The sequence below is a fragment of the Varibaculum sp. GTC20041 genome, from assembly GCF_055387755.1.
The window spans coordinates 2,157,133-2,179,044 of sequence record NZ_AP041144.1 but is presented as its reverse complement, the minus strand read 5'-3'; the positions used below and the strand labels follow the sequence as shown (position 1 = coordinate 2,179,044).

The following is a 21,912-nucleotide window of genomic DNA, read 5'->3' as shown; positions in this document are numbered from 1 at the left end:
CTGCTTGCGCCAGGAGATAGTGCCTAACGAAAACCGCTTTGGTATGCGGTTATTTAGGGGCGAAGTGGCGGCGTCATCAGGAATAATCCCTAATGCCCACAGCGGTTTGGAGATTCTCAGTATGATTTTCCTGTGGATGCGGTATTTAAGGTTCTGGGCTCGTATTTATATTTTGATCGGCAAACTTTAGGGAAGAAGTTTGCCCGTAAGGTTTTGTTACTGCGAGCCATCATTATTTCGGTCGCGGTTTTTGACTGCCTATTTTTATTGTATGACGGGATATTAACCCAAGAATTTGATATCGGCTATCTGCTGGCTATCGAGGCTCTAGTCATGGCCATGTTAGCGATACGTTTCCCGGTTTTCTGGATAGGTTACGCGCTCACTTCGGTCGCATTGATTGGGGGAGATGAGATTTACTGGGCGCCGATTTTTCCCGCCTCCAATATCGCCCTCTTAGATACTTTTTCTTTCTCCCCCAAACGCTTAGGCCCCGCAGTATTGATTCCTACCGTAATCAATGTGTTTTTCTTTTTCGTGTGGGCATACCCCGTAGATTTCGAGGCGGTAAGCGCTTTTTCGGATGTGGCCTGTTTTTCGGTTGCCGGGATTTTAGTAAAAACCTGGATGGATCGTTCTTTTCAGGTAGGACGTGACGAACAGGCAGCCCGGGAGGCGGAGCGGCGGAACCTTAATGTTCGCCTCCACGATAATGTTTTGCGGCACTGCACTCATATTGCGCTGGCTGCGGAACAAAGCCAGCGGGACTTGTTACCTTTAGAGCAGTTTAGGGACACTGCCGCGCATGAAGCCGCGGAAATATCGCAGGCTATCCGCGCCCTCATCAATTCGGAGAAAAACTTGCCGGAAAAGAGTGAGGTGGTGACCCAAAGTTTAGGGGAGGTACTTTCCAGCGCAGTCACGCGGCTGAAGGAGCAGGGATTCCAGGTTGCTTATCAGTGTGAAAAAACCGGAGAAACTGAGTGTTCCCGGCAGCAACAAGGCACAGTTACACAAGTAGTGGCAGAACTTTTTGAAAATATTTTCCGCTACGGCGATCCCCAGCATCCAGTAACTGTCGATGCGCGGATCTCAGAAAACAGCTTCCGCCTGGAAACTAAGAATCAGATCCGGGGCAGGACAGTGGATTCTTCGAAGATGGGGTTAGGGCTGGCCAGTAAACGGATGCTAGAGATCGGCGGCCTGCTCACCTATGGTAAACGCGCTGACCAGTGGCAGAACCTATTACAGCTTGAGGTTAGTAGCGACTAGGTAGGCTTCAGCTATTGTCGCGTCCTCGTCACCCCAACCTTAGGGAAGGGTTTTCGGGTAGCTGACTGCTCCGTCTTGCACCAGGACGGCTACTGCCGCTGTTCGCGAGGAAGTATGGGTTTTTTCCAGCAAAACAGTTACAGTTTCTTTCACCGTGGACAGGGAGTAACTCATTTTCTCTGCGATCTCCCGGTTAGACATTCCCTGCAAAATTAGCTCTGAAACTGCTTGCTCGCGCTGGCTAAGAGCAATTTGCGAGGGAGTAGGGATAGCGTGGAACAGCCCTTGGACTACGGCGTGGGAGACCACCACGGAGTCTTGCATGATTACCGCGAGGAAACTGGGTAAGTCTTTTAAGACATCGGCTTTATTTAGGAATCCCCGCGCACCGGCGATCAGGGCGGTGCAAGCTACATCTGCTACTTCCAGGCTAGAAATAATTACCACTTTTTGCTGCGGGTTTTGCTGGGTGATCTGCTTGCAGATTATGTCCCCGGTGGTCTCTCCTAAAAGGTAATCCAATAACACCAGGTCTACGGGTTCGCGGTGACAGAATTCGCGGGCTTGTTCCGGATTAGAGGTCGCCCAGGAGACCGCACATTTGGGGGTGGTATTCAAAATCGCTGCCAATGCTTGCAGCGCAAAGGGGTCATCATCAACCAGCCCGATCGTGATTTCTGCTTCGCTCATGGACACCCCCTCGTTGTTTTTTAGAATATACGTTTTGGCGCGACTTTGGCTGCAAACCAGCCGGCAGCAGCTACTCAGGTCAAAAAGGTGCCCACCGGGCAGCCACCTGGATATTAATCCTGGTCACCTGGCGCTAATATCCAGCCACTTGACCATTGAATTACCGCGATCACCTTTGGAAACATGAAAGTGTCACATCAAAGATTGGCTGAATTCAAGAAAGGAAATCTGAAATGAACAAGTTTTTTCGACGTTCAGTTTTAGTGCTTCTAGGGATTGCTTTTCCCTTGGGGATGAGTTCTTTATCGTACGCCTCCCCGGCGAATTCCCCGGAGGGGGCTAAAAGTGAAACTGGAAGCAGCGTTGAGGTATCGGATCCTAATGGTTCCAGTGATCAATTGTTCGATCCCTCCGCTGATTTGCCTAAGTCAGCAAATAATGATTTGAGCACTAATGCGGAAGGCTCAAAGCCAGGAAACGCTAATAGCTCAGCCTCCCCGTATGTACTGGAACCTGTTACTACAGAGCCAGGGATGCATGGAAAATCAGAGATTAATAAGGTGTCAGTCAAGTTTAGGGCGCCTGAAAAGATCTATAATCTTTCCCTTTATGACGAGTTTGTAGATGAAGAAGCCGCGTGGAATCTGATGCTGCGCGATTATCAGCCGGAGATTACCTGGTTGCAAAAAGATGCGAAACTGCCTCCTTTGTCCAAATCTACGGTTAATGAATGGGTTGACGCTTCTAATGCATCGTTAGTAAGTGCAGATCCCAGTCTGAAGATGAGTGAACTAAATTGGTATCTTTTTGGGTTTAAAGCCCGTAGCTGTAACCAGGAAATTGTTACAAATCTAGAAAAGGCAGTATCAGGATTAAATCAAGGTATCCCTCGCGAGGAGATTTCAGCTCTCAGTGAGGCAAATGGTTTGCTAAGCCTGGAGGGCGATAATAATCTTTTTGATGCCGCATACGGAATGCACGCTCCTGAGCTCGAAACCGGTTCCTTTTAACGTCAAGACGTCGAACACCAATATGACTGCGGGGAATTTGTCTCGCAAGTAATTAGCGCGATAGGCGCAGGCATCATGAAAGGAAGGATTGGACAATGAAATTCACTAAGAAGGCGGGGGCGGTTGTTTTAGCTGGCGTTTTGACCTGTATAACTTCAGTTGGGGTGGGGTATCTGTGGGGTAGTCATGCCGAGGAACACGCCGCTGTGAAAGATGTAGCGGATCTGCCCATGTATAGCTGGTGTTCGCTTTCTACTTTGCGAGATGCGACCGATGCCGGTTACGGGGTAGAGGGAAGCGAAAACCAATGTTATCAACCAGTAGTTGGCACTATGGAGTTTCAAAACAAACACTATAAGGTCTTGCTGTATCCGGAATATCTCAACAAAGATAAGGCTTTCGAGGCTTTTAGTACCATGTATAAACCCTGGATTGATAACATCCAGAAAAAGCTACGTTTACCTGCCTTCAAACCGGAAAATTTCTCCGCCTGGAGGAATTCTGGCAATAAAGAAGTCAGATACAGGAACTCGCTCGATGACTTATCGGGGATGCGGTTTTTAAAAGAAATCAATATTATTCGAGAGTTCCTCGAAGGCTATCAGGCAGCCGAAACCAATGCGCAAATGCGTAAAAGTCTAGGCGAGTTCGATAAACTTGCCATTCCATTTATGAAAGACGGCGCGCCAGCGCAAATTGCTAACGAGGAGGAAGAAGCATCTGGTGATGACACCGAGGTCGAGATGATAAGAAGAAATAGATACCAGGAAAAAGCAGGTGAGCTTTGTACGGCGTTAGTACGAGCCCGAGAAAGCTATCGGCCAGAAATTTCTCGGCAGTACGATAATAAATCTCTAGAAAAACTGCTTATGGCCGACGGCGTTTGCTAGGGTAACCAAAGCTGTGGGCAGCATGAAAGGAACAGCGGGATGCTGAGAATTTTTGCCTGGATATTTACCATTTTATGTGCAGTGTTGCTAGCTGTGGGGACACTGATTATTTATGTGATTGATACTGACAGCAGTTTTCCCTTTGGTGCCGGATTCATGGTGCTGGCCTCCCCGGTTTTCGGGGTGATCGCCGCCGTATTGTGGGGAGTGGAAATCACTAAAACTAATCGCGACCAAAAGTAATAGTTCGAATAGTAATAATCCGCCCCCGCGGCCTCGGAAAATCGCAGGTAAAAGCCATTATTTTTTCCGAGGCCGCGGGGGCGGGATTTATTTAGCAAACAGACCTAAATATCGTAGTAAAGCTGGAATTCATAAGGATGTACCACCTGGCGTAACGGAGCCACCTCATTTTGTTCCTTGTAGTTAATCCAAGTCTCAATCAAATCCGGGGTAAATACTTCACCTTCAGTCAAGAAGTCTTGGTCAGCGCGGAGTGCCTCTAAAGCGGCATCCAGGGAACAAGGCAGTTTCGGAATGTCATGATATTCGGCTGGCGGCAGCTCATAGAGATCCTTATCGATGGGAGCTGGCGGCTCTAGCCGGTTTTGAATCCCGTCAATCCCCGCCATCAGGCAAGCTGCGAAAGACAGATAAGGATTCGCGCTGGGGTCAGGAACCCGGTATTCCACCCGTTTAGCTTTCGGGGAAGTACCGGTCACCGGAATCCGGATACAGGCAGAACGGTTACGCGCCGAGTACACCAAGTTAATCGGAGCCTCGAACCCAGGAACTAGACGCCGGTAAGAGTTAACCGAAGGGTTAGTGAAGGCTAGCAATGCCGGTGCGTGCTGCAACAAGCCGCCAATAAAGTAACGAGCCAGGTCAGAGAGGGAACCGTAACCGGTTTCGTCATAGAACAGGGGCTCGCCCTCTTTCCACAGCGAAAAATGAGTATGCATTCCCGAGCCGTTATCGCCCGCCATCGGTTTGGGCATAAAGGTGGCGGTAACTCCCGCTTCTTGCGCAGCGTTCTTAATCAGGTACTTGAACTTCATCATGTCGTCACCCGCCGCCATCAGCGAGTTAAAACGATAGTTGATTTCATGTTGGCCACCGGAGCCAACCTCATGGTGAGCGCGCTCCATTTTTAGCCCGGAGTCGCTGAGGAGCTTCACCATGTAATCGCGCAGGTCACAGAACTTATCAGCGGGAGCCACCGGGAAGTAGCCGCCCTTGAGTGGGGTCTTATAGGCGAGGTTTCCGCCTTCTTCCTCCCGACCGGTATTCCAGTACCCTTCAACAGAATCGAGTTTTACGAACGTGTCATAAGGCTGGGTTTGGTAACGCACCGAATCAAATAGATAAAACTCGGCTTCGGCACCAATAAAGCAGGTATCGGCGATTCCCGTAGAACGCAGGTAGGCTTCCGCTTTCGAGGCAACCTGGCGCGGATCACGCGGGAAAGGCGCATCGGTGAACGGATCCACGATGGAACAGTTCACCACCAAAGTGGGGCAAGCGCGGAACGGATCCACATAGGCATCCGACACATCAGCAATGAGCTTCATATCTGATTTGTCTATCGAAGTGAAACCGCGGATAGAAGAACCATCGAACATCAAGCCATTTTCCAGGGCATCCGCAAACTGGTCAGCAGGAATCGTGAAATGCTGACTGGTGCCGATTAGGTCGCAAAAACGGATATCAATCAGCTCAATATCCTGGTCGGCAACAAATTTGAGGGCTTCTTCGTGGGAGTTAAACAATCGTTCCTCCTAGGCTTAGCCATGCGGCTTGCGGATAAGAAAACTAAAAAAAGCATACCGCGCCCGGGCACCCCAGTGAGATTCTCGCCCAAAACCGTGGGCAGTTCCGCAAATATTTTCCGAGGGCGCGGCGTGGGCACTCGAACCTGGCAAGGCTCCTCAGCTGCGGTATTCCAGAGGCGGACAAGGCAGAGCTCCGGTACTCATAGGGTTACTAACCGGGATGATCTCCCCGAGGTATGCGGATTACCTGCCGAGACGGTAGCTGCAGGTAACTACGAAAAACACCAGGTGTTAGCTGCCGAAACGGGTAAGCAGCAACACCTATTTGCCAATGTCTTTCAGTTTGACGTTCTTGAAATCAATATCGAACTTGATGTCTTTACCCGAAAAATCTACGTTCTTGAGAACAAAAGCCTCATTCAAATCCATGGGGATTTCTTCCTTTTTCATTCCCATATCAGCAGGGCTGAGCTTTTGCCCCATGAATTCGTCACTACCGTTAATCATGAACTTGTCCGGGACTAGGAAGAGTTTTCCAGATTGTCCGTCTTTACCAGGTTCAAAATGCATACCCATTTCAACCTGAATCTTTAGACCTTGTTCTTCCGCCTCGGCAGTAATTTTGTTACCGTTGCGCCGCATATTCATTTTGGAGGCAGTGGCATCTTCCTTTATGGCTTTATCAAATTCTTCACCCGGTAGGGTGAAAGTCATATTGCCCTTTTCAACGGTGAGATTATCTCCACCTTTCAGCCCATGGAAAACAGCCCGCACATCCTTTATCTTTAAATTCTGTTTTGACCCCTCGGTAGCAAAAGTTCCCGCCGAGGCAGTGACTTTTGCTTCGCGATAATAGTCTTTAAAGTAACTAAGGAGCATAGGGCTAGAGTTAATTTCAGCCCGCACATTCGAAAATCCCTCTTTGACGAATTCGTTTTTCAAGGATCTCTCTTGCGCACTTGCCACTAAAGTGTTGGCGATAAATAGCCCGATCAAAGTAACAACCAGTACCGCCACAATCACGATGGTGACGATCAAACCGGTCTTGGGCTTCTTGGTTGGGGTAGCCGGCGGCATTGCGTCCGGCGACATTTGCGGGTTTACCGGCGAAAACTGGGGACTGTCCGGCATCGGGGACCCTTGAGGGGCGGGGCTGGCATTATCGGGTTGGGGTGTATAAGTCATGCTTTATGTTAACAGCTACATTCCAGCTAGCCGGCGAGGAATGCAAGATTTTCAGTAAACGTTATTAAAAGTTAACTTCCGCTTTCCCATCTGCGATACCAACCTGCGATTAGGGTGTCAGGCAAGAACGTAGCGCCTGCGCCAGTCCGCTCGCGTCCGCGGTCTTGGCCACCGCGCATACTTTCAGCCCCAAATCTGCTGCCACTTGGGCACTCGGTTTCCCGATACAAACCAGGCGGGGGAGGGCGTGAGCTGAAGGCGGGGTGCAGGGACTAAACACTCCGAAGTCAGCGAGGGCGCGCAGATTAGAACCAGACGTAACCGCTACCGCATCGGCTCGGAAATATTCCTCCGGACACTCACAAACCGGAGTCATCGTGTAAAGGGGGCAAACATCTACCTGGTAACCTAGGCCACTTAAAGCTGCAGGTAAATCTGGTTTACTGAGCGCTGATCCCGGCAAGAACACTCGGGAAGGACGGGAGGGACTGGGGGTTAAATTAGCGAAACAGCGCGCCAAATCTGTGGCGTTACCGCCTGCCTGCAAAGTAACATTCCAGCCAGCCTTGCTTGCGGCCAGTGCGCTGGCTTTACCCACTGCAGCTACCTGGGGAAAGGTAGTTAGAGGCGGTTCGGTAGCTAACAGGGTTTGTAAATACTTGACGGTGCGGGCAGAAGTAATCACCACCCAGCTATACTCCCCGCGCCGTAAACTGTTTAGACACTCAGATATTCGCGGGTCTCTAACCGGGCGCGAACGGGTTACCGGAGCGCTAACTATATGACATTCCGGCAATTCCGTCTGTAATTTTTTTGCTAGCGGGCGCGTAGCAGCTGCCGTAAGTGCCACCGTAAACGCCATCGTCGCCCTCCGAAAACAGTTTCCCGTTGCCCGATACTAGCCGCGCGCCTTGGAAGCCCCCAGGTCAGCAAGCTCGCCACCCCCCGATTCTAGGAGGGCGCGCGCCACGCTCTCACCCAGCTGACGCGCCTGGTCAAGCATCTCGGTAAAAGTTTTTTCCGGATCGGCCTGCAAGGAGTCATTGATACGTACCTCGCGAGTACCATCCAAGGAAATAATCGCGGCAGTCAGATTAAGCTTGCCCGCCTGCATCTGGGCAAAGGCGCCTACGGGTGCGGCGCACCCGGCGTTTAGCTCCGCTAACACTGCCCGCTCCGCCGTAGAAGTAAGCGCAGTTGCCAGGTCATTAAGCTCTTCCAGCGCGGCCGCTAAATCGGGGTGGGCTTTAAGCGCTGCCTCTGAAACCTCCACCGCGAGCGCCCCTTGCGCTGGAGCTGGAAGCACCTGTTCAGGATGGAAACGCTCATTGGCGTAAGCGCCCAGCCCAATCCGATCCAAACCGGCCGCCGCCAAAATCACCGCATCGAGGTCATGTGCGCCCTGCGAAATTTTTTCCCGCATTTCCCGGCCATCAGTAAAGTCGGCCTCAGGAGCGGTAATGTCTTTCACCCTGCCCAGGCGGGTAGGCACATTGCCGCGAATATCCACGATCTTGAGGTCGGGACGGAAAGCCAGGATTTGGGCGGCGCGGCGCGGAGAACCCGTCCCTACTTTGGCTCCCTGGGGTAGAGTCTCCAAAGTTAAACCAGGAGCCGCGCACAGTGCGTCCCGGGCATCGGCGCGGCTCGGAATCGCCGCAACTTTTAGTCCAACTGCCGGTTGGGTGGGTAAATCTTTGAAAGAATGCACTGCTAAATGACAGTTTTCCTCCAAGAGTGCTAGGCGTAGTTGCGCGGCAAACACCCCAACGCCTCCCAGTTTTTGTAAAGAGGCGCGGGAAATATCGCCGGCAGTGCGCACTTGTCGCAACTGTATTTTTAGCCCGCGTTCACGCAAAGCGTTAGCTACGGTTTCCGATTGAGTAACTGCCAGGCGGGAAGCGCGAGTTCCCAAAACCAAGGCGTCCTTCTCTGCCTCACTAATCCAGCCGGTACCACGCAATTTAATGGTTTGCGCCTGACGGACTACGGCGGCAATCCCCGAACCTGCCACCCAAGACCCCACCAAATCCAGACCGGGATAAGCGCGTATATCTTCCAGCAGTTTCGCGGTCATTTCCCGATGTTTAGGGGTGAAAGGTGGCAGGGAGCCATCCCAGTGAATAATCATCGAACCGAGCAGTTGCTCTGGGGAAATCGGTACACCCAGCAGCCGGGAAGCATCCTTTAACGCGCCCTCGACCGAAACCGGAATCTCCGGTCCGTTTGCCCAACCATAAGATACTCTCAGCAGGTGGCTACCTTTACCGGCAGCTTCCTGCGCCCAAGGCCATTTGGAAGTGTAATGGGTGATAGCTTTCGCTCCCACGCAGCCATTCTCAATATCTTTACTGCTGGGGCGTTGTACCAGCATTCCAGAACCGCGCGGATGAGCATCCAAGGCCGGGCAATCTACAAATAAGGTGATATGCGCAATCGGCCCGCCCTGGGGGAGCTCACCGACTGCAATCCCTGGTACTTTGTGTAGCATCGGCGCGGCTAGATAGCCGGGTAAAGCCACTACTACCTGTGGGACAGTGACCGTTACGGCTTCGCCGATGTTAATAGGGCTTGCCCCGGGAGTCGGCCCCGATTTGGTGTTAGAAACCGTCACCTTCCAGCCTGCTGAACTGGGCTGATTCGAGCCGGAAGTGGCGCTAGATTCGGCATCAGATTCATTTTCAACCGGTTCCAGTTCGAGGCCGCGCACATGAGACAGAATTAGCCCCCCGCCCTCTTCGATGCGCTGCGCTAAGGTTTCTACCAGGCGGAACATTCCTCCCTCGGGGGCGAGTACGGCGGGTTTGCCGGGTTTTAGTCCGCGCAAAGCGGCGACTGCTTTCACTAGCGAGCCGTGTTCTTTTAGGGCGGGACGCAGTCCGCGCAGCACGGTATCGGCGTTTAGGCGGTCGGTGCTTGCCGAGTGAATCCCCCCGGCAACGGGCGCCACTACTTTTTCTAAAACGGCTTTTCCTAGGCGGGCAGTTACCAGACCGGTGACGGTGGTTTCTTCCGCCCCTACCTGCTGTCCCATAGTTAAGTCCTCACGGGCGCGCTGCATTTCTGCTTCGCTGAGCGCTCCCACAATGCCTGGGTCATCCAGGCTGGCAGGAATCCCCAGCATTCCGTGGGGAATCGGAAGTGCGCCTTCCCGGTGACCTGCGCGTTCGTGGTGAAAAATCCAGGATTTTCCGCTCGGGGCAACCAGCGGCAATCCTAGCTCACCGCATAAATCTTTTACTTCGCTAGCTCCGGCCGCGAACGCTTCAGCGCCAATATCGAAGGTGAAGTCCCCAAAACGTCCCGAACAAATCAGGCCGCCGGGGCGTCCTCTCTCCTCAATCACCGCCACCCGCGCACCCTGTTTTTGCAGAGTATAGGCGCTGGTTAAACCGGCCAGTCCTCCTCCGATAATCAAAACATCGTAATCGGCTAATCCAGCTAGGTCGTGCATTGCATCTCCTTGCCACAAGCGGTTTTTGAGGCGGTGTGCCCCGGATAATCCTTCAGCATAGTCGTTAGTGCTTAACGCGATTCGTGCACCTGGTCGACGATTTCTTGTAATACCGCGGGGTCTGCGTTCGGCGGTACCCCATGTCCCAGATTGACGATATGCGCGGCGGCCTGCTTACCTTCGGCTAACACCTGATTGACGTGGCGGCGGCGTACCTCGGTTGGGGCGAACAAAATGGCAGGGTCAATATTTCCTTGCACCGCAAAGCGGTCACCGGGGCCATGTTCGATTAGTTTTACGGCTTCACCTAGAGGCAGCCGCCAATCAACCCCAATACATTCCGCACCGGCATCGCGCATCAAATCCAGCAGGGAAGCCGCGCCCACCCCGAAATGAATCACCGGAACTCCCTTAGCATGAGCAGAATCAATCACTACCCGAGAATGCTCAAGGCAATAGGTTTGGTAATCGGCGCGCGAAAGGTCGCCCACCCACGAATCGAAAACTTGCGCGGTGCGCGCCCCGCCGGCAATCTGTGCGGCCAGGAACGCCGCTGACATATCCGCACACCAGCTGGCGAGCCGGTTCCAGGCATCCGGGTAAGAATGCATAAAAGCCCGCGCCTCCAGGTGATTCTTTGAGCGGGTGTCCCCAATTAGGTAGGAGGCCAAAGTAAAAGGCGCAGCAGCAAACGCAATTAGGGGAGTGTCGCCCAGCTCAGCGCAAACCATTTCAGCGGCCTCGGTAATACAATCCGGATCAAAGCCTTTAAAGCTGGTGAGGCGATCTACGTCCTCAGGGGATAAAACCGGGTCAGCGAAAACCGGGCCCTTACCGGGGACAATCTCTACCTTTAAACCCGCCAGATATAGGGGGGTGACAATATCGGAGAAGAAAATCGCGGCATCGACCCCGTAGCGGCGCACCGGTTGCAGGGTTATTTCCGCTGCCAGTTCGGGGGTAGTGCAGGCAGTGAGCATATCGTTACCGGCGCGCAGGCGACGATACTCGGGCAGGGAACGCCCGGCTTGACGCATAAACCAAACTGGAGTTTTCTCGGGACGCAGGCCGCGCACGGCTTGGAGGAAAGAGTTTTGCTCAGACATATTTCCATCATCTATGGCATTTTCGGCTGGCGCAAGCAAGTGCAGTAACCAACCGGCTGCAGACTGGCTCCCCGCGGCTAAGAAACCGGCAAAACTATTTTTCTGACACATTTTCCGCATCTGTCTGTTGCAAAAAACCGTGATTCTTGCTGACGCTCTGGCAGATTATTTTTCTTTAGTAAGGTTCTGGACTGGGAAAATAGAAATAATTAGGGCGCGGGGAGGCGCGATCTGCCGGGTACTTTTCAAAAAATAAAAAAATGTTCTAATGAGGCCGTGGGTCTTTCTTCCTATTCGGTACATCATCTCCGCCACGGCCTTAACGCCGTGGCGGCAGCTTCCAGTACCACTGATGGCCTGCCTGAGGATCTCTTACAGCGCTTGCCTGAGGTAATGGGAGTGTTACCGCTTTCCACTTGCAATCGGGTAGAGATCGTTATTGAAACCGCGCCGGCAATCTCCAGCGAGCAACTAGCAGCGGTAGATCGCTATATCCAATCCCGCCTGGGAACTATCTGCGAAATTCGCCGTGACCGCCAGGTTTTGGAACATTTATTTACCGTCGCCTGCGGACTGGACTCCATGGTGGTAGGAGAGCGCGAAATCTCTGGACAGCTGCGTCGCGCCCTGCGAGTAGCCACCCAGGAGCGGATATCCTCCGCCACCATTACCCGCGCCTGTCAAGGCGCGCTAACTACCTCCCGCCGAATCGCGCAGCTAACCGGGATCGCTTCCCAGGGTCGTTCGGTGGTTGCCTGCGGCCTGGAAATAGTGGCGGAACGAATAAATCCGCTGGCAGGTACCCCCACGCTTTTGATCGGAACCGGCTCCTATGCGGGAGCAGCAGTCGCGGCACTGCGCGCCAAAGGAGTGCAAGACATCTCGGTGTACTCCACTTCTGGGCGTGCCGAACGTTTCGCTTACGGCCATGACTTGCAACCGGTAGCCAAAGATCGGCTAGTTGCGGCGCTAGAAGCAGCCACTTTGATTGTTACCTGCCGGGGCATGGGTTCTCCGGTGCTCACCAAAGAGGAAGTGCAGCGGGCTTTAGCGCTATCTAGCGGTGAAAAAACCATTCTCGATTTAGCGCTGCAAACCGATATTGAGGACGGAGTAGCCGATTTAGAGCGGGTACGGGTAATCAACCTAAAAGAAATCAGTGCCCAGGTACCGGAAGCCGGGAAAGCCCAGGTTAAACGGGCAGAAGAGATTGTAGCCGAGGGCGTAGAGGAAGCCGAAGCGTTGCTGGCGGATCGCCAAATGGATTCGGTGGTGGTGGCGCTGCGTGACAGCTTCCGCCAGGTACTAGCCGATGAAGTGGCGCGCCTGCCCAAGGGGGATACTATTGCCCGGGAAGAAGTCGAATACGCGCTGCGACACCTGGCGGCTCGGCTAGCCCATATTCCCACTATTAACGCTCATCGCGCCGGACGCGAAGGGATGGGGCAGGAATACGTAAACGCCCTCCAGCAGGTGTGGGGATTGGATCTGGAGGTTCCGCCAGCTCCCCAAGATAAGGCGCAAGTTTGCCCGGTAACCGGCTTGAGCGTTGATGATTTGAAACAGGAAAACTCCAGCGAGGAGAGACAGTGAGTCAGATTTCTGCCCAATACGATGCGGTGATGCTGGTCAGCTATGGCGGGCCGCGACAAATGGAGGACGTGTTGCCGTTTATGCGCAACGCGACCTCCGGGCGGGGAGTTCCTGACGAGAGGTTAAAACAGGTCTCCACCCACTATGGACGTTTCCACGGAATCAGCCCCATAAATGCGCGTAACCTGGAAATCCGACGCGCCCTCGAACTGGAACTGAGCCGGCGCGGAGAAGATATCGAAGTCGTAATCGGGAACCGTAACTGGCATCCCTTTATCCACGACACCCTATGCGACCTGGCAATGCGAGGACTTACCCGGGTACTTTGTATTTTCACCTCCGCCTATGTTTGTTATTCGGGGTGCCGGCAGTACCGGGAAGACTTAGCTGCCGCCAAAGCCCAGCTACAAGCCCAAGATTTATCGCTGGAACTGGATAAAGTGCGCGCCTACTACACCACAGAAGGCTTCGTAGGAGCCTATACGAAACTCCTATTGGAAGCAGTAGTTAAGCGGGAGCAAAATAGCGGACACCTACCCTACGTAGCTTTCGTGACCCACTCGATCCCTACCGCCATGCAGGAATGCTCCGGCCCTGCCGATAACTCCCGCCCCGACTATGTGCGCCAACACCAACAGGTATGTTCCGAGGTCGCGGCCAGGGTTAGTAAAGAGCTAGGACGCGAGCTGAACTGGGACTTGTCATATTGTTCCCGCTCGGGGCCGCCCCAAATGCCCTGGCTAGAGCCCGATATTAATGCGCGGCTGGCGCAGCTGAAAGCAGAAGGGATAACGGACGTAATCTGCGTACCTATCGGGTTTATCTGTGACCATATGGAAGTGGTTTACGACCTGGATACCGAAGCAAAAGAAACCGCTGAACAGCTGGGACTTAACTATTTGCGGGTGCCTACAGTAGGTACCGATCCCGGCTTTATCGGGGCGCTCGCGGATTTGGTAACCGAGCGAGCCCAGGAAAAAGCAGAGGGCGAGGTCGTCTATGCCCAAGATGCTTTAGAACCCCGATGGCCAGCCTGGGCACCCCCCGGAGATTCTAGGGGCAGCAAAAATGCTATTGACCTGCCTGTCGAGTTTGAAACCAGAAAAGAATAAACAGCTAAAAGCTAAAAGGAGAAAATAATGGCTCACCCGATGCCCAATGATGTATCCCCCGATCCTCGCGATCATAAAGTGGATCCCGAGGAAGTAAATGCGCGCAATAACTTTTCTATGCACGCGGTTTTCGAGCTAGCCTTGCCACTACCTGCCCAGGAAGCAGAGCGAGCAGCTATGGCGCGAGAGCTCGAGGAAACCATCGCCGAATTGGGAGTAACCGTACGTGGCTGGTATGACGTTGCCGGTTACCGTGCAGACGCTGACCTGATGTTCTGGTTCTTGGACGAATCCAATGACAAGTTGCAAGATGCCTACCATGCGGTGTTGAACTCCCGCCTAGGCGCCCACCTGGTGCCGGTGTGGTCCATTATGAGCGCTCATATGACTGCCGAGTTTAATAAGCCCCACCTGCCGGCCTGCTTCGGCGGTTGGGCCCCGCGTGCCTATGCCGCGGTATACCCCTTCGTGCGTTCCCTCGAGTGGTATTACCTGCCCAAGGCTAAGCGTAGCGCCATGCTCGCCGAGCATGGCCGCAATGGTGCTGGTTACCTGGATGTAGCGGTGTCTACTTTGGCGACCTTTGCGCTTAATGATTATGAATGGTCAGTGACCCTAGAATCCGATGATATTAACCGGGTTATGGGCGTGCTGCGTCAGCAACGGGACTGTGAAGCTCGCCTGCATGTCCGCCAGGATACGCCCTTCTATACCGGCAAGCGGATGGAACTAGCCGAATGGATACAGCGGCAAACTACTGAAAAATAGTCAGCATAGCGTTGCTTAAAAGCTGAGTGCTACCGGAAAGAAGTCCCAGTTCCGCGCCAACTTATAGTTAGCGGGGTAAATTAGTGACCACACCCAAACTCTCGGGTGGCATAAGTCACAACAAACGAGTAATGTGGAATCGGTATTTATGGTTCGCCGTCTGTCTAGATTTTTGTAAGGAGTGATTAGCTTGGATTCGTCCTTTTTAGCTAGAGTCCCCCTCTTTGAGGGACTCGATCAGGAAGCGCAGATGCGCCTGTTCTCAATGATGGGACAAACCACCTTGCGCCGCGGGGAAAACCTATTTGAAGAGGGCGATGATGGCGACCGCTTGTATATCGTGGCCGAGGGGAAAATAAAACTGTCGCATCAGTCCCTCGATGGTCGCGAGAACCTGCTAGCGGTGTTGGGCCCGGGGGAAATCCTGGGGGAGCTAACCTTATTTGATCCCGGTCAGCGTTCCACTACCGCAACCGCGGTTTCACCTGCCCGCTTGGTTTTCTTAAACCATAGTGACTTGATGGTTTTCCTGGAGGACAATCCCTCCTTGGCGAAACATATGCTCAAAGCGCTGGCAAAGCGCCTGCGTCGCACCAACGAGGCTTTGGCTGACCTGGTGTTCTCGGATGTGCCCGGCCGGGTAGCCAAGGCCCTCTTGGATTTGGCGGATCGTTTCGGGATCCGTACCGAGGACGGAATCCATGTACCGCATGATCTGACTCAAGAAGAGTTAGCTCAGTTGGTGGGAGCCTCGCGGGAAACCGTGAACAAGTCCTTGGCCGAGTTCGTGAACCGCAACTGGATTCGCCTGGAGGGACGCGCAGTCACCTTGATCGACATTGATCGTTTGGCGCGGCGTGCCCGCTAGGGTTCGGCATTAAGCACAGTTTTGGGGCGGCAGCCATAGCGGTTGCCGCCCCAAAACTTATGCAAAAACCCTAACCTCCCTGGACAAAGCGCTAATAATAGCGTCCCTATACCCACTGGTATTAACCCTAGAAAAGCAGGTTTGGACGATATAACGTTACTTGCGGTACGGGATTACCCAACTAGCGCGGTTTAGCTTTGGCTCTGGTTGTAGCCCGTTAAGAACCTAGCTTTCCTTCGGCTCGCTCTGTTCCGCTGCCTTGACCTTGCGTTCGATCAGATAATCTTTGCGTCCCGCGCGGCGCGCGCTATGCGCCAGGAAGGCCATTGCTAGCAGGGTCAAACCAGCCAGTAGTAACATTCCTGACCCACCTGACCAAGCCAAGTGGTGGGCAATATTGGAAGGCAGTGCCTGATAGAAGTGGTCTTGCTGGCCGGCGTTATCGAGGGCGGTAAGTAGCGGCTGCAAACTGTTGGCAGTTTGCTCGGGAACCACCAGGAAGAACGCTCCCCCTACTGTCAAGGCCAATCCGGTAATAAAAGCACCTAGAGAAGAGAAGCGGGCTACTAGAGCCAGCAGGAAGACCATGATTACCGCCACCACAATTTCGACCCATTGACCGGCGTTCAAACTGGAGGCGGGCAGCAATACATCGCCGCCACGGGTACGCAACCGGGTGGCGACATCCAAAATTAGGTACCAGGTAAGCGGAACCAACACTAAAAATAGCAGCAGCGACCAGATATGCGCTGCTGCGCGCGAAGGCACTGTCGGTTTGACCGTGGCTCCATCGAAAATAGTATCTTCAAAGCTTTGTTGCCGCTCCGCGGTAGTTAGTACTTCCTCTGGTTCGGTTTCCTCTACCGAATCCCAGTGGGGTGAGTCCTCCTCGACCGGAGCCGTCGCTTCCTCAGAGTTGTTTAGCAAAGAATAGCGCCGGTCAGCGGTGCTTTCCACTTCACTAGCGGGGGCGGGCGCCACCCCAGAGTCATCTTCATCTACCTCGCGGCTGCGCTCCATGAGCGACTTACGCTCTAGAGCCGGGGAGGCGGCGTCAGCAGCGTCCTCTTCACTTACGGCAGGTGCGCTCCATTCCGTTGACTGATCCTCGTCCGTAGAGTCCGCATTCGTGTTTTCCGCAGTCCCCACAATCGCGCTATCGGTGTGCTCTAGCTGCTCAGCCGGTAGGTTTTCTTCGCCTGCTGAATCTGCCTCCGAGCTAATACCTTCCCCTGCTATCAGGGAATCGTTATCAGAGGGGGAAGTAGCGTGATGCTCGCCGGGGATCAAAGTATCTTCGGGAGCCTGCTCTTCTTCGCCTTCTTCTCCCACGAACCAGGTTCGGGTAGTGAAGTCGTTATCCGGCTCGTTCTTGCTCATCTGACCTCCAACGAAATCGCGTAGTCTATACAACAGCCACGATAGATTATGAGCGTAGATTTCGCGGGAGAGCGCGCCGCGCAAGTAAAAATACTTGCGTCAGATACGGAGTTAAGTTAGCGGGACAAACCCTAGTCCAGCAGCTGATGGCGCACAATCGTGGCCGCGCGATCCGCTCCTACCCCGACTACGCTAATGCGGCAGCCCGAAAGCTTCTCTAGATGCTCAATGTACTCTTGTGCTTTGATTGGCAAATCCGCAAAAGTCTGGCAGCCGGTGATATCTTCTTTCCAGCCGGGCAGCATTTCGTAAATTGGCTGAGCATGGTGGAAAGCAGTCTGATCTGCGGGGAGTTCCTCGAAACGCTGACCATCAACGTCATAAGCTACACAGACCGGAATTTCATCGTATTTCGAAAGTACATCCAGCTTGGTAATCACCAAGTCGGTGAGGCCGTTGACTCGAGCAGCATAGCGAGCAACTACCGAATCGAACCAGCCGGTGCGGCGCGGGCGTCCGGTAGTTACCCCGAACTCCCCGCCTGCCTGACGCAAGTCTTCGCCCTCTTTACCAAAAAGTTCGGTGGGGAAGGGGCCTTCCCCAACGCGAGTGGTGTAAGCCTTGGCGATCCCGATTACCCGGTCAATGCGGGTCGGTCCGATTCCTGATCCCGAGCAGGCTCCACCGGCAGTGCAGGACGAGGAGGTTACGAAGGGGTAGGTGCCGTGGTCGATGTCCAGCATGGTGGCTTGACCGCCCTCTAAGAGGATGGTTTCTCCGCGATCCAAGGCCAGGTTAAGCTCGGTGGTGCAGTCGAAAACCATAGGCCGCACTTTGTCCGCATAAGAAAGTAGCTGGTCAGAAATAGTTTCTGGATCGATAGGTTCTTCGGAGAACTGTTTTTCGATCACAAAGTTCTTACCCGACAAAGCGGAGCGAACTTTCTGTCGCAAGATTGATTCGTCAAAGAGATCCTGGATGCGTAGGCCAATCCGGTTCATCTTATCGGCGTAGGTAGGTCCAATCCCGCGACCGGTGGTACCAATCTTGCGTTCGCCCAAAGACCGTTCTGCCAGTCCGTCCATTACCTTGTTATAGGGCGGAATGATATGAGCGTTGAGAGAAACCTTTAGTCGGGAACAGTCGACCCCGGCCTCCTCAAGCATCTTGATTTCGGCGAACATGACTTCCAGGTCAACTACTACTCCGTTACCGATTACTGGGGTGACCGTGGGGGAGAGGATACCCGCGGGGATCAAATGTAAACCAAACTTTTGATTTCCCACTACAATGGTGTGACCAGCGTTATTGCCGCCATTGAACTTAACTACCCAATCAACGCTCTGGCCAACTAGGTCGGTTACTTTACCCTTTCCTTCGTCTCCCCATTGGGCTCCGACAACAATCAGTGCGGGCATGAACTATTCCTCTCAAATAAGGATTTTTGCAAGGCTGCTGGCGAGATTTACCCGGCAGCGTTTGCACACTTACTATCCGAGTTTATCCATCTTGCCCTGAAGTTGGTAGCCATGGGGCATTACGTGAAACCTGTCCGGTTACGAAATGACCAGTCTGCATTCGAAGGAAACTGCACAGACAAAGTTCGGGTAGGAGGGTGCTTGCCGATAGCATGGGAACATGAGCCTTCGCATTTATGATTCTGCCCGTCACCGCATCGTGGACTTTGAGCCGGTCAAAGCCGGACATGTAGGAATTTACCTGTGTGGAGCCACCGTCCAGGGTTCTCCCCATATAGGGCACGTGCGTTCGGCGATTGCCTTTGACGTGCTGATTCGGTGGCTGCGCCGCAACGGTTACCAGGTAACCTATGTGCGAAACGTGACCGATATTGACGACAAAATCTTGAATAAATCCGCGGAGGCCGGATGGCCCTGGTGGGCATGGGCATACCGCTTCGAGCAAGAGTTCGCCGCTGCTTATCGCGCCCTGGGGGTGCTGCCCCCGACCTATGAACCGCGCGCCACCGGGCAGATCCCTGAACAAATCGCCCTCACTCAGCGTCTCATCGATGCGGGTCACGCCTATAGTGATGGGAATGGGAACGTCTATTTTGATGTTAAATCCCTCAAAGATTACGGCTCGCTGACCCGGCAAAAGCTCTCCGATATGCGAACTACCGAGGACGAGAGCCAAATCGATAACCAAACCGAGGCGGGAAAACGAGATCCGCGGGACTTCGCCCTCTGGAAAGCAGCAAAATCCTCCGAGCCGGAAACTGCGAAATGGGATTCCCCTTGGGGTAAAGGACGCCCAGGTTGGCATTTAGAGTGTTCGGCAATGTCACGGCGCTATCTGGGAGAAGCTTTCGATATTCACGGCGGCGGGATTGACCTGCGTTTCCCCCATCACGAAAATGAGCAGGCGCAATCTCACGGTGCCGGTTGGCCATTCGCAAAATACTGGATGCATAACGCCTGGGTAACCATTAAAGGTGAAAAAATGTCGAAATCGCTGGGGAACTCCCTGGTGGTTTCGGAGATTTTGAAAACCACGCCCGCAGCGGTGCTGAGGCTCGCCTTAGGGACTACCCACTACCGTTCCACCGTGGAATACTCCCCGGAAACCTTGGAGCAGGCGGGGGAAACTTGGAATAAGTTTACTTCTTCCCTGGCGCGTTTTGCTCAGGCAGCCCCCGAGGTTACGGAGGCCAGTGCCGAAGATTTGGCTGCAGCCGCCCTCCCGGAGGCTTTTTGCGAAGCTATGGACGATGATTTAAATATCGCGGCTGCTCAAGCGGTGATACACGAAAAGATTAAGCAAGCTAATACCGCGTTTGAAGGCGGGAAACCTGCTGAGGGTGCGCAGATAGCCATCCAGATTCGCGCCATGCTAGAGATATTAGGGCTCGATCCACTCTCGGAGCAATGGCGGGAAGCAGACAGTAGTAGCGATTCTGCCGCTACTGCTGCTTTAGAAAAGCTCGTCACTGACCAGTTGGAACAGCGAGTTCAGGCGCGCAAAGAAAAGGACTGGGCGCGCGCGGACGGGATTCGTGACCGCTTAGGCGCGGCGGGGATAATTATCGAGGACGGAGCTGGCGGCTCCACTTGGCATTTAGGTTAGGGGTTGGCATGGCAGTTCGCGGAGATCACCACGGCAGAATGAAGCGCAGTGATAAGAAAGGCGCTCCTAAAGGCAGCGGCGGCAATAAACGTGGTTTGCGGGCGAAAGGTCCTACGCCGAAAGCTGAGAACCGTCCTTACCACGCGGCTTATCGTGCCCGGATCCAAAAAGAGCGGCGGGAAGAAACGCAAGCAGCCCAACGTAAGGCACGTGCCAAACGTTCCCTAATCCAGGTGCGAGGTGGGCATCAACTGATTGCCGGACGTAACCCGGTGTTGGAAGCCTTGGAATCTGATATCCCCGTGACCAGAGTGTTTGTGGCGGGTAACCTGGCGGCCAATAAGAAACTTTCCTTGCTGCTCGCAAAAGCTAGCGCGCAGGGGGCACCCATCGTGGAAGTCCCCCGCTCGGACTTGGACCTCGCTACCGAGGGCGCAGTTCACCAGGGTGTTGCTCTGGAAGTCCCCGAGTTTGAATACACCGATTTAGCTGAGCTCTTTGACAATGCTGAAAAAAATCACGCTAAGCCACTGATTGTGCTGCTAGATGGGGTTACTGACCCGCATAACCTGGGAGCGATTGTGCGCAGCGCTGCCGCCTTTGGAGCCAGCGGGGTAGTGATTCCCGGCAGGCGCAGTGCCTCAATGAATGTGACTGCCTGGAAAGCCTCTGCCGGAGCCGCCGCGCGTCTGCCGATTGCCCGGGTGTCTAACCTGGTAAATGCGATTCGGCAGTGCAAAGAGCAAGGCTGTTTCGTGCTGGGATTAGATGGCGGCGGTACTTCCTCGGTGAGCGAATCCGGTCTGGCAGATGGTCCTTTGGCATTAGTTACCGGAGCCGAGGGTGACGGGATATCCCGCTTGGTGAAGGAAAACTGCGATCTGCTCACCCGAATCGAGATCTCTTCTGCTGTGGAATCCTTAAATGCCGCGGTGGCTACGGGGATTGCTCTATTCGAAGTGGCTGCCGTGCGGCGGGAAAAAGCGCACGCGCTTCCTCAAGAGTTATAACCCAGCAGACGCAGGGTAGCAACCACGGTACAGACAATCGCAAATAGGCTCGCTAAAGCGCAAAAGACCCGAGGCCAGAGGGGAGTAACCTTCTTGCGCCACAGATAAAACAGCAAGACCAAAGCGAAGATTCCCAGGAAGAACCCGAGAGGAACCAGCAGGGCAGTGGAAGTACAGGCGATCCCAAAGGCAATCGGCAAGAAATAGGAAAAGAAGTTATGTCGGATACGTTCCGAACTAATTAGTGACTCAATTTTACTGTCTAAAAAGTCCGACTTTACGGGTGCCGCGGACACAGTTTCCCCCCAGCCAACCAACTGACCGTATTTGCGCAGTAGACGGGCATCCTCGAAACGAACACGGGCGGCTGCCTTCCCCCAGGGAACTGGGCTATTTTCCGCAGCCGCTGCCGCCTGAATCACTTGCGCGCCATTACCAGCTTTAATTACCGTCATATCCGCATCAGCGATAGCTACCACCTGTTGTGGATCCCCGAGATAGGCATAAAGCTGTTCGCGGGTGTAGGGAATTGGAAGGGAAGCGGTTTCCTCCATCTCTGTTACCGCCAGCCGAACCGCCCCAATAATTTGATTCCGACGCAGAACCGGGGTCAGTGAAAGCAGGGAAGCCAGAGTTTGAAAATACTGATCAAGCGGGGAAAGCTGTGCCTCAGTCTGCAAGCATCTCACCTCACCTGCTTCAGAAAAATACGCCAATT

19 protein-coding genes are annotated in these 21,912 nt (G+C 53.7%); 10 read left to right on the top strand and 9 right to left on the bottom strand.

The window, feature by feature from the left end:
* Positions 1–132: 132 nt before the first annotated feature.
* Entirely contained in the window at positions 133–1,272 is a 1,140-nt protein-coding gene (locus ACZ5BI_RS09535; protein WP_464896286.1) for a sensor histidine kinase, read from the top strand.
* Positions 1,273–1,311: 39 nt separating this feature from the next.
* Here ACZ5BI_RS09535 and ACZ5BI_RS09530 read toward each other — a convergent pair whose 3' ends face one another.
* Entirely contained in the window at positions 1,312–1,962 is a 651-nt protein-coding gene (locus ACZ5BI_RS09530) for a response regulator transcription factor (protein ID WP_316087242.1), read from the bottom strand.
* Positions 1,963–2,195: 233 nt separating this feature from the next.
* Between ACZ5BI_RS09530 and ACZ5BI_RS09525 the strand changes: the two genes are divergently transcribed.
* The 3 genes from ACZ5BI_RS09525 (at position 2,196) to ACZ5BI_RS09515 (ending at position 4,105) form a co-directional block, all read left to right on the top strand.
* A complete protein-coding gene (locus ACZ5BI_RS09525; protein ID WP_464896285.1) occupies positions 2,196–2,972 on the top strand; it encodes a hypothetical protein in 777 nt (258 codons plus the stop codon).
* 95 nt (positions 2,973–3,067) lie between these two features.
* Positions 3,068–3,862 carry a hypothetical protein gene (locus ACZ5BI_RS09520; protein WP_464896284.1) on the top strand — a complete coding sequence of 265 codons (795 nt, stop codon included), beginning with the start codon at positions 3,068–3,070 and terminating at the stop codon, positions 3,860–3,862.
* A 39-nt stretch (positions 3,863–3,901) separates the two neighbouring features.
* On the top strand, positions 3,902–4,105 hold the full coding sequence (locus ACZ5BI_RS09515; RefSeq protein WP_316099100.1) for a hypothetical protein: 204 nt from the start codon (positions 3,902–3,904) through the stop codon (positions 4,103–4,105).
* Positions 4,106–4,209: 104 nt separating this feature from the next.
* Here the strand turns inward: ACZ5BI_RS09515 and glnA are convergent, their stop codons facing one another.
* The 5 genes from glnA to hemE form a co-directional block, all read right to left on the bottom strand.
* Positions 4,210–5,631, bottom strand: a complete 1,422-nt coding sequence (gene glnA / locus ACZ5BI_RS09510) for a type I glutamate--ammonia ligase (protein WP_316098427.1) — start codon at positions 5,629–5,631, stop codon at positions 4,210–4,212.
* A 324-nt stretch (positions 5,632–5,955) separates the two neighbouring features.
* Positions 5,956–6,819 (bottom strand): hypothetical protein, encoded by an 864-nt coding sequence (locus tag ACZ5BI_RS09505; protein WP_316098429.1) that lies wholly within the window; start codon positions 6,817–6,819, stop codon positions 5,956–5,958.
* Positions 6,820–6,928: 109 nt separating this feature from the next.
* Positions 6,929–7,681 carry a uroporphyrinogen-III synthase gene (locus ACZ5BI_RS09500; RefSeq protein ID WP_316098431.1) on the bottom strand — a complete coding sequence of 251 codons (753 nt, stop codon included), beginning with the start codon at positions 7,679–7,681 and terminating at the stop codon, positions 6,929–6,931.
* A 36-nt stretch (positions 7,682–7,717) separates the two neighbouring features.
* Positions 7,718–10,273: a hydroxymethylbilane synthase gene (hemC, locus tag ACZ5BI_RS09495; RefSeq protein ID WP_316098432.1), complete on the bottom strand. Its 2,556-nt coding sequence runs from the start codon at positions 10,271–10,273 to the stop codon at positions 7,718–7,720.
* Positions 10,274–10,344: 71 nt separating this feature from the next.
* On the bottom strand, positions 10,345–11,490 hold the full coding sequence (gene hemE, locus ACZ5BI_RS09490) for a uroporphyrinogen decarboxylase (RefSeq protein ID WP_316098434.1): 1,146 nt from the start codon (positions 11,488–11,490) through the stop codon (positions 10,345–10,347).
* Between the two features lie 165 nt (positions 11,491–11,655).
* Here hemE and ACZ5BI_RS09485 point away from each other — a divergent pair, with 165 nt between their 5' ends.
* The 4 genes from ACZ5BI_RS09485 to ACZ5BI_RS09470 all read left to right on the top strand — a co-directional run bounded on the left by ACZ5BI_RS09485 (position 11,656) and on the right by ACZ5BI_RS09470 (position 15,720).
* Complete coding sequence (locus ACZ5BI_RS09485; protein ID WP_316086799.1) at positions 11,656–12,972, top strand: glutamyl-tRNA reductase; 1,317 nt, start codon at positions 11,656–11,658, stop codon at positions 12,970–12,972.
* Complete coding sequence (locus ACZ5BI_RS09480) at positions 12,969–14,084, top strand: ferrochelatase (protein WP_316086800.1); 1,116 nt, start codon at positions 12,969–12,971, stop codon at positions 14,082–14,084. Before ACZ5BI_RS09485 ends, ACZ5BI_RS09480 begins: the two co-directional genes overlap by 4 nt.
* A gap of 27 nt (positions 14,085–14,111) precedes the next feature.
* Complete coding sequence (gene hemQ, locus ACZ5BI_RS09475; protein WP_024059957.1) at positions 14,112–14,852, top strand: hydrogen peroxide-dependent heme synthase; 741 nt, start codon at positions 14,112–14,114, stop codon at positions 14,850–14,852.
* Positions 14,853–15,102: 250 nt separating this feature from the next.
* A complete protein-coding gene (locus ACZ5BI_RS09470; protein ID WP_374041531.1) occupies positions 15,103–15,720 on the top strand; it encodes a Crp/Fnr family transcriptional regulator in 618 nt (205 codons plus the stop codon).
* Positions 15,721–15,945: 225 nt separating this feature from the next.
* Here ACZ5BI_RS09470 and ACZ5BI_RS09465 read toward each other — a convergent pair whose 3' ends face one another.
* Together ACZ5BI_RS09465 and ACZ5BI_RS09460 are read right to left on the bottom strand one after the other, a co-directional pair.
* Complete coding sequence (locus ACZ5BI_RS09465) at positions 15,946–17,100, bottom strand: hypothetical protein (protein ID WP_278605277.1); 1,155 nt, start codon at positions 17,098–17,100, stop codon at positions 15,946–15,948.
* A 131-nt stretch (positions 17,101–17,231) separates the two neighbouring features.
* On the bottom strand, positions 17,232–18,518 hold the full coding sequence (locus ACZ5BI_RS09460; RefSeq protein WP_464896283.1) for an adenylosuccinate synthase: 1,287 nt from the start codon (positions 18,516–18,518) through the stop codon (positions 17,232–17,234).
* Between the two features lie 220 nt (positions 18,519–18,738).
* On the opposite strand from ACZ5BI_RS09460, the gene cysS reads away from it, so the two are divergent.
* Together cysS and rlmB are read left to right on the top strand one after the other, a co-directional pair.
* Positions 18,739–20,184: a cysteine--tRNA ligase gene (gene cysS / locus ACZ5BI_RS09455; RefSeq protein ID WP_464896282.1), complete on the top strand. Its 1,446-nt coding sequence runs from the start codon at positions 18,739–18,741 to the stop codon at positions 20,182–20,184.
* An 8-nt stretch (positions 20,185–20,192) separates the two neighbouring features.
* The gene (gene rlmB, locus ACZ5BI_RS09450; RefSeq protein WP_462334746.1) at positions 20,193–21,194 is read left to right on the top strand and encodes a 23S rRNA (guanosine(2251)-2'-O)-methyltransferase RlmB; all 1,002 of its coding nucleotides are present in this window, start codon (positions 20,193–20,195) and stop codon (positions 21,192–21,194) included.
* Here the strand turns inward: rlmB and ACZ5BI_RS09445 are convergent.
* Entirely contained in the window at positions 21,182–21,874 is a 693-nt protein-coding gene (locus ACZ5BI_RS09445; protein ID WP_464896281.1) for a hypothetical protein, read from the bottom strand. The genes rlmB and ACZ5BI_RS09445 overlap by 13 nt on opposite strands.
* Positions 21,875–21,912: the final 38 nt, after the last annotated feature.